The sequence below is a fragment of the Azospirillum sp. TSO35-2 genome (assembly GCF_003116095.1).
In the GTDB taxonomy this organism is placed as follows: domain Bacteria; phylum Pseudomonadota; class Alphaproteobacteria; order Azospirillales; family Azospirillaceae; genus Azospirillum.
Window position 1 is genome coordinate 292,660 of sequence record NZ_LGRA01000013.1, and the last position, 11,925, is coordinate 304,584.

The 11,925-nt window shown below is 69.4% G+C and carries 9 protein-coding genes; 6 read left to right on the top strand and 3 right to left on the bottom strand.

What is annotated here, in order from left to right; all coding sequences use genetic code 11:
* Window positions 1-34: 34 nt before the first annotated feature.
* Genes metG through TSO352_RS08700 form a run of 3 tightly spaced genes read left to right on the top strand, consistent with a single transcriptional unit; the run spans window position 35 to window position 3,206 of the window.
* Window positions 35-1,585: a methionine--tRNA ligase gene (metG, locus tag TSO352_RS08690; protein ID WP_109106948.1), complete on the top strand. Its 1,551-nt coding sequence runs from the start codon at window positions 35-37 to the stop codon at window positions 1,583-1,585.
* A gap of 8 nt (window positions 1,586-1,593) precedes the next feature.
* On the top strand, window positions 1,594-2,388 hold the full coding sequence (locus TSO352_RS08695; protein ID WP_109106949.1) for a TatD family hydrolase: 795 nt from the start codon (window positions 1,594-1,596) through the stop codon (window positions 2,386-2,388).
* Entirely contained in the window at window positions 2,385-3,206 is an 822-nt protein-coding gene (locus TSO352_RS08700) for an MBL fold metallo-hydrolase (RefSeq protein WP_109106950.1), read from the top strand. Before TSO352_RS08695 ends, TSO352_RS08700 begins: the two co-directional genes overlap by 4 nt.
* 31 nt (window positions 3,207-3,237) lie before the next feature.
* Here the strand turns inward: TSO352_RS08700 and TSO352_RS08705 are convergent, their stop codons facing one another.
* Window positions 3,238-5,025, bottom strand: coding sequence for an ABC transporter transmembrane domain-containing protein (locus TSO352_RS08705; RefSeq protein WP_247871986.1), 1,788 nt, complete (start codon window positions 5,023-5,025; stop codon window positions 3,238-3,240).
* A gap of 188 nt (window positions 5,026-5,213) precedes the next feature.
* Between TSO352_RS08705 and TSO352_RS08710 the strand changes: the two genes are divergently transcribed.
* On the top strand, window positions 5,214-6,224 hold the full coding sequence (locus tag TSO352_RS08710) for a patatin-like phospholipase family protein (RefSeq protein WP_247871987.1): 1,011 nt from the start codon (window positions 5,214-5,216) through the stop codon (window positions 6,222-6,224).
* 64 nt (window positions 6,225-6,288) lie between these two features.
* On the opposite strand, the gene TSO352_RS08715 is transcribed toward TSO352_RS08710, so the two are convergent.
* The gene (locus TSO352_RS08715) at window positions 6,289-6,468 is read right to left on the bottom strand and encodes a hypothetical protein (RefSeq protein WP_109106952.1); all 180 of its coding nucleotides are present in this window, start codon (window positions 6,466-6,468) and stop codon (window positions 6,289-6,291) included.
* A gap of 188 nt (window positions 6,469-6,656) precedes the next feature.
* On the opposite strand from TSO352_RS08715, the gene TSO352_RS08720 reads away from it, so the two are divergent.
* Together TSO352_RS08720 and TSO352_RS08725 are read left to right on the top strand one after the other, a co-directional pair.
* A complete protein-coding gene (locus tag TSO352_RS08720; protein WP_109106953.1) occupies window positions 6,657-7,193 on the top strand; it encodes an RT0821/Lpp0805 family surface protein in 537 nt (178 codons plus the stop codon).
* 139 nt (window positions 7,194-7,332) lie between these two features.
* The gene (locus TSO352_RS08725) at window positions 7,333-9,252 is read left to right on the top strand and encodes a potassium/proton antiporter (protein ID WP_109106954.1); all 1,920 of its coding nucleotides are present in this window, start codon (window positions 7,333-7,335) and stop codon (window positions 9,250-9,252) included.
* Window positions 9,253-9,309: 57 nt separating this feature from the next.
* Here TSO352_RS08725 and TSO352_RS08730 read toward each other — a convergent pair whose 3' ends face one another.
* Window positions 9,310-11,475, bottom strand: a complete 2,166-nt coding sequence (locus tag TSO352_RS08730; protein WP_109106955.1) for a bifunctional diguanylate cyclase/phosphodiesterase — start codon at window positions 11,473-11,475, stop codon at window positions 9,310-9,312.
* Window positions 11,476-11,925 lie beyond the last annotated feature (450 nt).

The window sequence follows — 11,925 nt, forward strand, 5'->3', positions numbered from 1 at the left end:
CGCCGACAGACTCAATCCGGAGAAAGTGCCGCCAATGGCCGGGCCGAAGACCTTCTACCTGACGACGCCGATCTATTACGTGAACGACGTGCCGCACATCGGCCACGCCTACACGACGCTGGCCTGCGACGTCCTCGCCCGGTTCATGCGCCTCGATGGCTTCGACGTGAAATTCCTGACCGGCACCGACGAGCACGGCCAGAAGGTGGAGAAGTCGGCGGAAAAGGCCGGCATCCCGCCGCAGGAGTTCACCGACCGCGTCTCGCAGAATTTCCGCGACCTCGTGTCGCTGATGAACTACTCGAACGACGATTTCATCCGCACCACCGAACCACGCCACGTCGCCTCGGTGCAGGCGCTGTGGAAGGTGCTGGAAGAGCGCGGCGAGATCTATCTGGGATCCTACGCCGGCTGGTATTCGGTCCGCGACGAAGCCTTCTACGGCGAGGACGAGCTGACCACCAGCCCGGCCGGCAAGAAGATCGCCCCGACCGGCGCCGAGTGCGAGTGGGTGGAGGAGCCGTCCTACTTCTTCAAGCTCTCGGCCTGGCAGGACCGGCTGATCGCCTTCTACGAGGCGAACCCGGACTTCATCGCCCCGGCCGGCAAGCGCAACGAGGTGATGTCCTTCGTCAAGTCGGGCCTGAAGGATCTGTCGGTCAGCCGCACCACCTTCAAGTGGGGCATCCCGGTCCCCGGCAACGACGCCCACATCATGTATGTGTGGCTCGACGCGCTGGCCAACTACATCACCGCCGTCGGCTATCCCGACACGACGGGCGAGTATGCCAAGTATTGGCCGGCCGACCTGCACATGGTCGGCAAGGACATCCTGCGCTTTCACGCCGTCTATTGGCCGGCCTTCCTGATGGCCGCCGGCCTGCAGCCGCCCAAGCGCGTGTTCGCCCACGGCTGGTGGACGATCGAAGGCCAGAAGATGTCGAAGTCGCTCGGCAACGTCATCGCGCCGGACGCGCTGGTCAACACCTACGGCCTGGACCAGACCCGCTATTTCCTGCTGCGCGAGGTGCCGTTCGGCAACGACGGCGACTTCTCGCACAAGCAGATGGTCAACCGGATCAACGGCAACCTCGCCAACGACTACGGCAACCTCGTGCAGCGCGTGCTGTCGATGATCGGCAAGAACTGCGGCGCCGCCGTGCCGACGCCGGGTGACTTCACCGAGGCCGACAACGCCCTGCTGGGCTCGGCCCATGGGCTGCTCGACGTCGTGCGGGCGGAGATCCGGGTGCAGTCCTTCCACAAGGCGCTGGACGCGATCTGGGCGGTGGTCGGCGACGCCAACCGCTACGTCGACGAACAGGCGCCGTGGGCGCTGAAGAAGACCGACCCGGCGCGCATGGCGACCGTGCTGTATGCGCTGGCGGAGACCATCCGTCACCTCGCCATCCTGACCCAGCCGGTGATGCCGGACTCGTCGGCGAAGATCCTCGACCTGCTGGCGCTGGGGCCGGATGCCCGCGGTTTCGGCACGCTGGGGCCGGCGGGTGCGCTGGTCGCCGGCACGCCGCTGCCGACGCCGCAGGGCGTCTTCCCGCGCTACGTCGAAGAACCGAAGGCCTGAGTTCCCGCATGCTCGTCGACAGCCATTGCCATCTCGATTTCCCCGACTTCGCCGAGGAGCTGGACGCGGTCGTCGACCGCGCCCGGCAGGCGGGGGTCGGGCGGATGGTCACGATCTGCACCTACATCAGCCGGTTCGACCGCATCCTGGCGGTGGCGGAGCGCTATGACGACATCTTCTGCTCGGTCGGGGTCCATCCCCACCAGGCGGCGGAGGAGTTCGACGTCACCACGGTCGAAACGCTGGTGGACCTGTCGCGCCACCCCAAGGTGATCGGGCTGGGCGAAACCGGGCTCGACTACTTCTATGACAAGAGCCCGCGCGACCAGCAGCAGGAATGTTTCCGCCGACACATCCGCGCCAGCCTGGACACCGGCCTGCCGCTGATCATCCACACCCGCGACGCCGACGACGACACCATGCGCATCGTCAAGGAGGAGGCGGCCGGCCAGCCGGTGAAGGGGCTGCTGCACTGCTTCAGCTCCGGCCGGGCGCTGGCGGAGGAGGCGGTGGACTACGGCTTCACCCTGTCGCTGTCCGGCATCGTCACCTTCAAGAAGTCGGAGGATCTCCGCGCCATCGTCAGGGACATGCCGCTCGACCGCATCCTGGTGGAGACCGACGCGCCCTACCTCGCGCCGATCCCCTTCCGCGGCAAGCGCAACGAGCCGGCCTACGTCGCCCACACCGCCGCCTGCGTGGCGGAGGTCAAGGGGATCGCGCCGGAGGAACTGGCGCGCATCACCACCGACAACTTCTTCCGCCTGTTCGACAAGGCCGTCGCGGACAAGGCGGCCGCATGAGCGTGGCCGGCGCGTCACCCGATCCGACAGGTGGGCCGGTGCGCGTGCGGATTCTCGGCTGCGGCGGGTCGCGCGGCGTGCCGGTGGTCGCCGGGGTGCCCGGCGGCAACTGGGGGCGCTGCGACCCGGCCAATCCGAAGAACCGGCGGATGCGTCCGTCGGTGCTGGTCGAACGCGACGGCGTGTCCGTGCTGGTCGACACCTCGCCCGACCTGCGCCAGCAGTTCCTCGACAGCGGCTGTTCGCGGCTCGACGCCGTGCTGTGGACCCACCAGCACGCCGACCACGCCCACGGCATCGACGAGCTGCGCGAGATCTGCCGCCAGATGCACGCCCCGATCGACGCCTATGGCTGGGACGAGCATCTGCGCGACATCGAGATGCGCTTCCCCTATTGCTTCGAGCCGCTGCCGGCCGGCTACCCCTTCTACCGCCCGGTGCTCAAGTCGCATCGGGTGGATGGTCCCTTCGCGGTGAAGGGTCTGGCGGTGACGCCGTTCGAGCAGGACCACGGCTATATGCGGACGGTCGGCTACCGCTTCGGCGGCTTCGCCTACTCGACCGACGTGGTGCGGCTGAACGACGCCGCCTTCGCCGCGCTGGCCGGGATCGACACCTGGGTCGTCGATTGCGGCCGGATCGAGCCGCCCCACCCGGTCCACGCCCATCTGGCGCTGACCCTGGAGTGGATCGAACGGGTGCAGCCGCGCCGGGCCTACCTGACCCACATGGACAACAGCATGGACTACGACAGCCTGCGCCGGATGCTGCCGGCCGGCGTCGAGCCGGCCTATGACGGGCTGGTGATCGAGGTCTAGGTCCGACCGACCGACCGGGGGGACGGGGCGCTCAGGCCCCCGCCCGCACCTCGTCCTCGCCGAACTGCAGCCGGCACAGCCGGGCGTAGGTGCCGTCGGCGGCCAGCAGCGCCTCGTGGGTGCCCTGCTCGACGATGCGGCCGGCCTCCATCACCACGATGCGGTCGGCGTTGCGCACAGTCGCCAACCGGTGGGCGATGACCAGCGTGGTCCGCCCCTCGGTCAGCCGCTCCAGCGCCGCCTGGACCAGCCGCTCCGACTCGCTGTCGAGCGCGCTGGTCGCCTCGTCAAGCAGCAGGATCGGCGCGTCCTTCAGGAAGGCGCGGGCCAGCGCCAGACGCTGGCGCTCGCCGCCCGACAGCTTGACGCCGCGGTCGCCGATCACCGTGTCATAGCCCTCCGGCAGCTTCATGACGAAGTCGTGGGCGGCGGCGGCCTGGGCGGCGGCCATCACATCGTCCATCCCGGCGTCGAGCCGGCCGAAACAGATGTTCGCCCGCACGGTGTCGTTGAACAGCACGGTGTCCTGGCTGACGATCGACACGGCGCCGCGCAGGCTGCGCAGGGTGGCGCCGCGGACGTCCTGGCCGTCGATCAGCACGGCGCCGCCGCTGACGTCGTACAGGCGCGGGATCAGGTTGAAGACGGTCGACTTGCCGGCGCCGCTGCGCCCGACCAGCGCCACCGTGCTGCCGGCGGGAATGTCGAGGTCGATGCCCTTCAGCGTCTCCGCCCCGGCTTCGTAGGCGAAGCGGACGTCGCGCAGGGCGACGGCGCCCGTGCTGACGGTGAGGGCGGCGGCGTCCGGCTGCTCCAGGATCGTCGGCTTCTGGTCGACCAGTTCGAAGATGCGCTGGGCGGCGGCCAGCCCCTCCTGCAGGGCGGCGTTCAGCGTGCCGATGGCGCGCACCGGCTGCGCCGCCATCAGCAGCGCGCCGACGAAGCCGGAAAAGGCACCGACCGACCCCTCGCCCATCGTCATGCGGTAGCCGGCGAAGGCGATCACCCCCGCCACCGCGACGCCGCCCAGCACCTCCATCATCGGGTCGATGCGCGAGCGGGCGCGCACCGCCTTCATGGTCAGGACGTAGTTGTCGTGGAAGGCGCGGTCGGCGCGGTTGCGCTCGTAATCCTCCAGGCAATAGGTCTTGACCATGCGGGCGCCCGACAGGCTCTCGGTCAGCAGCGAGGTCATGTCGCCCATCTGCGCCTGGGTGTCGCGCGACACCCGGCGCAGCCGCTTGCCGATGCGGACGATCGGCACCGCGGCTACGGGATAGATGATGAAGACGATCAGCGACAGGAACCAGTCGAGGTAGAACATCGACCCGACCAGCGCCACCACCGTCAGGATGTCGCGCACCAGCCCGGTCAGCGTCCGGCTCAGCGCGTTGCGGATCAGGTCGACGTCGTTGATGAAGCGCGAGGTCAGCGACCCGGTCGGCGTGGCGTGCAACTGCGCCATGTCCGAGGTCAGCAGATGGGCGAACATCGACAGCCGGATGTCGGCGATGATGCGCTGGACGATGTCGCTGGTCACCACCGTCTGCGCGTAGAGCGACAACCCCTTGACGATCGTCACCGCGACGATGGCCAGCGGGATCACCAGCAGCATGCCGCGGTCCTGCGCCGCGAACATGGCGTAGGAGCGGTCGATCAGCAGCGGGTAGGCGCCGGTCGCCGCGGCGACCACGGCCATCAGCAGGAAGGACAGCAGCAGCTTGGCCCGGTAGGGCCGCACCCACTCGCGCCACATCCGGCCGGCCAGCCGTTCGGTCGCCGCATCCAGCCGCAGGGCCCCGCCGCTCTTGTTCGTCACGGTCGCACTCGGTTTCTTGTCCATGGGGAATGGCTTAGCCCATGGGGTTCCGCTTTGTCCACAGGCGGGCTTCCGTCGCCGGTCGCGGTGGTTGCATCCTTCCTTTACCCATTCGTGCGATGATGCCGACGATTGGAAAGACCAACGGCCGGGACCGGACCCGGACTGCGGCGGAAGGGGAACGCGCCATGGCGATTGGAAACGGCGGTGGAGCGGGAGGCCGGCGCCCGCGGATCGGCATCGCGCTCGGCGGCGGCGTGGCGCGCGGCTGGGCGCACATCGGCGCGCTGCGCGCGCTGAAACGCTATGGGATCGAGGCCGACATCGTCTGCGGCGCCTCGGTCGGTGCGCTGGTCGGCGGGCTGCATCTGGCGGGAAAGCTCGACGAGCTGGAATCCTGGGTGCGCGGCCTGACCCGGCTGAAGATCGTCGGCTACCTCGACCTGCGGCTGCGCCGGGGGGGCGGGCTGATCGGCGGCGACCGGCTGATGGCGGAGCTGCGCCAGCATCTGGGCGACCTCCGCATCGAGGAACTGCCCTGCCCCTACGCCGCCATCACCACCGACCTCGTCACCGGGCACGAGGTGTGGCTGCAGCAGGGCGAGCTGGTCGACGCCATGCGGGCGTCCTTCTCGCTGCCCGGCGTCTTCCCGCCGGTGTCGATCGACGGGCGCTGGATGATCGATGGCGCGCTGGTCAACCCGGTGCCGGTGTCGGCCTGCCGGGCGCTGGGGGCGCAGATGGTGATCGCGATCAACTTGTCCGGCGACATCCTGGGCAAGGCGCGCAAGCCCGGCGCCAGCGTGCCGACCGCCGCCGGCTTCGACCTGCTGCGGCTGGTGGAGGAGGAGATGCCGGAAAGCCGCTCGCCGTCCGCCATCGGGGCGCTGACCCGGCGGATCTTCCGCCGCGACTATGAGGGGCCCAGCCTGTTCGGGGTGATGGTGTCGTCGCTGGGCATCGTCACCGACCGGATCACCCGGTCGCGGCTGGCCGGCGAGCCGCCGGACGTCCACATCGTGCCGCGGCTGGGCCACATCGGCCTGACCGAGTTCGACCGCGCCGACGACTGCATCCGCGAGGGCGAGGCGGCGGTGGAACGGGCGCTGCCCGACCTGCACGACGCGCTGGCGGTGTTCGCGACCGGCCCGCGCGAATCGGCGCGCGATCCGGTGCGAGAGGGGCGACCGGCCGACTGACGGCCGGTCGCGTGGGTGGCCCTGTGGTCGATCAGTGCCCGATCAATGGTCGATCAGTGCCCGATCAATGGTCGATCGCGGTGCCGAGCGCCGCGCCGCCCAGGCCGCCGATCACCGCGCCACGGGTGCCGCCGACCGCGTAACCGCCGGCCGCACCGGCCGTGCCGCCGACCACGCCGCCAGTCGAGCAGGCGGCGACCGAAAGAAGCGCGAACACCGCGCCGATCAGACGCAAACGGGACATCGTGCAACCCTCCTTGTGTTGACTGTTCGATGACTAAACACCCGAGATCGCGTTTTGCTTCCCTGCCGACCGCGCTTTTGCCCCATTGTGTTGTCTGGGCGCTTTTGGGGACTTCCGGCTGGGAACCTCCTCATCCCCCGGACGTTGACCCGGCTTTACCCGTGCAACGTTGAAAAGGGGGAACCGCCATGTCGCGCGCGACCGAAACGAACACCGCCAGCAACACCCCCACCCGGCCGGTCCGCCGTGCCGGGCTGCGGGCCACGGCGTTCGCCGCCGTCGCGGCGCTGTCGCTGGGCGCCTGCCAGACCGGCCCGATGAGCAACATGAACACGACGGAGACGGTCGGCACCCTGGGCGGTGCCGTGGCCGGCGGCCTGCTCGGCTCGCGCTTCGGCGGCGGCAGCGGCAAGCTGGCGACCACCGCCATCGGCACGCTGCTGGGCGCCTACGCCGGCCAGCAGTTGACCCGCCACTTCACCGCCGCCGACCAGAACCGCGCCTCGGACGCGGAGGAGCGCGCGGTCACCAACAACCAGACCATCACCTGGAACAACCCGGAGAGCGGCAACCGCGGCACCATCCAGCCGACCCGGACCTACCAGAGCGACAACGGCCAGACCTGCCGCGACTACCAGCATTCGGTGGTGATCGACGGCCGGACCGAGGTCGCGCGCGGCACCGCCTGCCGCCAGCCTGACGGAACCTGGAAGCTGGTGTCGTAAGCGTACAGCCTATCCGAATGGCCCTCGCCGGGTCCTACTCCTTGCGGATGTGCCGGACAGCCGTCAAAATCAACGGGTTCCGCCTTATGGCGGTGGGTTCCGCCCGATGGCGGTCTGACGGACGTGGCGCGCGGGGCTTATGGAGGCGGTCAGTTACATCATCCTCATCGGTTCGACACTGCTGATCGCCAGCGTGTTGACCAGCTATCTCGCCTTGCGCGTCGGTGCGCCGTTGCTGCTGATCTTCCTCGGCATCGGCCTGCTGGCGGGCGAGGACGGGATCGGCAAGATTTCGTTCAACGACCCCGAATCGGCCTTCCTGATCGGATCGATGGCGCTGGCCGTCATCCTGTTCGAAAGCGGCTTCGACACCAAGCTGTCCAGCTACAAGGCCGCCGCCTGGCCGGCGATGACGCTGGCGACGTTGGGGGTGGCGATCACCACCGGCGTCGTCGGCGCCGGCGCCCATTTTCTGATGGATCTGAATTGGGTGGAGGCGCTGCTGGTCGGGGCGGCCTGCAGCTCCACCGACGCGGCGGCGGTGTTCTTCCTGCTGCGGGTCGGCGGCATCACGCTGCGCGACCGCGTCCGCTCGACGCTGGAGATCGAATCGGGCAGCAACGACCCGGTCGCCATCATGGTCACCATCCTGCTGGTGGAGGCGGCGACCCACGGTCTCGCCTCGCCCATGGCGATCGTCGGCGAACTGGCGCTGGCCTTCGCGCTGGGCGCTGTGATGGGGCTGATCGGCGGCTGGCTGCTGGTCGCCTTCATCAACAAGGCGAATTTCGAAGCCGGCCTGAACCCGGTGGTCACCCTGACCTTCGCCCTGTTCATCTTCGCCGCCACCAACGTGCTGGGCGGCAGCGGCTATCTGGCGGTCTACGCCGCCGGCCTCTACGCCGGCAACGTCAAGCTGCGCGGCGCGCTGGAGCTGCGGCGCTTCCATTCCGGCCTGACCTGGCTCAGCCAGATCGTCATGTTCGTCATGCTCGGCCTGCTCGCCACCCCGCGGGAGTTCGCCGGCATCGCCCTGCCGGCGCTGGCGGTGGCGGTGCTGCTGATCCTGGTCGCCCGGCCGCTGGCGGTCTGGATCTGCCTGCTGCCCTTCCGCTTTTCGGTGCGCGAGACCAGCTTCATCGCCTGGGTGGGCTTGCGCGGCGCCGTGTCGCTGCTGCTGGCGCTGGTGCCGGTGCTGGGCGGGCTGGACAACGGGCAGGTCATCTTCAACACCGCCTTCATCGTCGTGGTGGTGTCGCTGCTGGTCCAGGGCTGGACCATCGGCAGCATGGCCCGCGCGCTGGAGCTGATCGTCCCGCCGCGACGCGGCCCGGTGGAGCGCGTGGAGCTGGAGCTTCCCGGCAACGCCGACCAGGAGCTGGTCGCCTACACCGTCCACGCCAAGAGCCCGGCGGCGCGCGGCCAGCGCATGCCGCGCTGGGCCCGCCCGTCGCTGGTCATCCGTTCCGGCGCCGTCGTGCCGTTGCACAAGGCGAAGCCACTGCAGCCCGGCGACCACGTCTATCTGTTCACGCCGCAGCACCGGCTGCCGCTGATCGACAAGCTCTATGGCGGCAGCCGCGCGCTGGACCAGAACGACCGCGAGTTCTACGGCGACCTCGCCCTCAGCCCCGACGCGACGGTGGAGCAGATCGCCGAGATGTACGGCCTGCCGCTGTCGCTCGCCAACGCCAAGCTGACCCTGCGCGACCTGCTGCGCAACGAGTTCGCCGGCGCCTGCGAGCTGGGCGACCGGGTGCGGATGGGCGGGGTCGAGCTGATCGTGCGCGACATGGACGACCACGGCATCACCTCGGTCGGCATGGCGCTGGAGCCGGCCCGTCCGGCCAGCCGCCGCCGCTCGGTCAAGCAGCGCGTCGGCGACCTCGGCGTCCGGCTGCGCGGCTGGTGGAACCAGCAGTCGTTCCAGCGCTGGAAACGCCGCGAGTTGAGGCGGGGACGGCGCCCGGAACCGCTGCGGATCGAGCCGCCGGCGCCACCGTCGGACGAGGCGGAGCGGCCGCGCGAAGAGCAGTTGGAAGGCCGCAACGGGGGCTGACCGCCGGAGCGGGGGGCGCATCGGACCAAGCGACGGATCAACGAGGACGCACAGCCCTCACAGGACCGCCGCCGTCTGCCCGCGCACCATGTCGGCCAGCGCCTCCGGCATCATCGGGCGGCCGAACAGGTAGCCCTGCATCATGTCGCAGCCGACCGAGACCAGGAAATCGCGCTGCTCGACCGTCTCCACCCCCTCGGCGACGGTGGTGAGGCCCAGGCCGTGCGCCATGCCGACGGCGGCGCGGACCAGCGCGTTGCTCTTGGGGTTCTCCGGCACGTCGATGACGAAGGCGCGGTCGATCTTCAGCTTGGCGACCGGCAACTGCTGGACATAGCTGAGCGACGAGTAGCCGGAACCGAAATCGTCGATCGCCGCCTGGATGCCCAGATCCGCCAGCTCGCCCAGCGTGCGCACCGCCACCTTCAGGTCGCGCACCGCCGCCTGCTCCGTGATCTCCAGCCCGAGATGATGGCGCAGCGACGGGTGTTCGGTGAGCAGTTCGTCCAGCCGCCGGGTCAGGTTGCCGCGCAGGAACTGCTGGCCGGAGATGTTGAGGAACACCCGCTCCGGCAACACGCCGTCGGCCTGCCAGCGTGCCATCTGCTCGATGGCGGTCGACAGCACCCAGTCGGTGATCGGGACGATCAGGCCGCTTTCCTCGGCAACCGGGATGAACTCGGCCGGCGACACCGGGCCCAGCGCATGGTGGTTCCAGCGCAGCAGCGCCTCCGCCGACCGCACCACCCCTGCCCGGTCGACGATGGGCTGATAGACCAGATGCAGCTCGTTGCGCTCGATGGCGTGGGTCAGATGCATGGTCAGCATCATCCGCCGCGTCGCCGCCGCCGCCATTTCCGGCGTGTAGAAGCAGACGGCGTTGCCGCCATTGTGCTGCACCGCCTGCAAGGCCAGCTTGGCCTTGGCGTTCAGGTCCTCCAGCGAACCGGTCCGGTCGTCCTGCAGCGCCGCCCCGACCGACAGCCGCAGCCGCACCCAATGGCGGTCGGCGTAGATCGACGCGGTCAGGCGGTCGTGCAGCACCTCCGCCAGCGTGCGCGCGTGCGCGCCATCGCTGACGCGGGCCAGCGCCGCGAACTCGTCGGCGGCGATGCGGCAGATGATGGTGTTGGGCGGCAGCACCTCCGTCACCCGGCTGACCATCGCCTTCAGCGCGGCGTCGCCGACGTGAAAGCCGAACGCCTCGTTCACGTCGCTGAACTGGTCGACGTCGAGCGAGAACAGGGCGAAGGCGCCCTCGCCCTTGTCCGGCGCCGCCTCCACGGCCGGGGCACCGGGCGCCGGCGGCGCGTCTTCCGGGTGGTGGCCGGCGAACAGCGCCTCGCACTCCTCCAGGAAGGCGGTGCGGGTCAGCACGCCGGTCAGCGGGTCGTGCCGCGCCAGATAGGTGGCGCGCTGTTCCGCCGCCAGCCGTTCGGAGATGTCGCGGATGATGCCGACGAAGGTCACGTCGTCGCCCAGCCGCGCCTCGCCGACGCTGAGATGGATGGGGAACACCGTGCCGTCCTTGCGCTGGCCCAGCGTGTCGCGGCCGATGCCGATGATCTTGGCGCGGTCGGTCCGCATGTAGCTGTCGACGTAGCGGTTGTGGTCGCGCGAGAAGGGCGGCGGCATCAGCACGGTCATGCTGCGGCCGAGCAGTTCGCTCTCCTCATAGCCGAACATGGTGCAGCAGGCGCGGTTGATCGAGCGGATGATGCCGGTGCGGTCGGACACGATGATGCCGTCCACCGCCGCGTCCAGCAGCGTCGCGATGAACGAGTCGCGTCGGGTCACGAACTCGGCGATGCGGTTGGGATCGCCCGTCTCGTGAAAGGCGCCGAGATAACCCAGCGTATCGCCCTGCCCGTCATGGTGGGCGATGACGCTGCCGCTGAGCATCGAGCGCCGGCCGTCGCAACCGACCGTCTGGCAGTCGAGCGGGGCCGTCGTCGGCACCGGCGACAGGCCGACCGCGTCGATGGCGCCGCGCAGCGCGTCGACGACGGGATGGTCGATGCCGGCGACCGTCTGGCCGATCAGGTCCGCCGGCGTGCGGTCGAGCGCCGCGGCGAAGCGCCGGTCGGCGTGGCGGCACACCCCCTGACGGTCGATATAGACCAGCGTCACGTCGCCATGGTCCAGCAGGCTGGACGCCAACGAAGCGAGAAATGCCGGGTCGCGCGGCAGGGAGGCATCTCCCGCACTGTCGGAACCGTTCATCTGATCCGCCGGTTGTAGGTCCACGAAGCGATCCGTCTTTTCTGTTCGGCCGAATCGGCCTTGCGCATAAATCCAACACGAGCCGGTGGTATTATGACCGCCTCCGGCACTTTTTCCAACGTCGCTGGCACCGCGTCCGCCTGCCCCGGCTCTTCGCCACGACCGTGACACGCCCCCACTCTAACGGTTGAACCCGGATTCCCGATTGACATGGTTCAATCCGCCGCACCGGTGTTGGCGATAAACGACCGGACCGGCGCACACAATTACAGCTTTTGCGCGTGTGACTTGCGACAATTCGGTGGCATGGGCCACCCGCCCCTGGACCATCGGCAGTGTTCGGGTGAGACTGTTCCCGGTTTCGTCGTCCCAACCCGCCCGGCACCGTGCCGTCCGGGGGCGGATGGCGAAGCGCGTATCGGCGTCCGGGCCGAAAAACGCCCCTCGCCG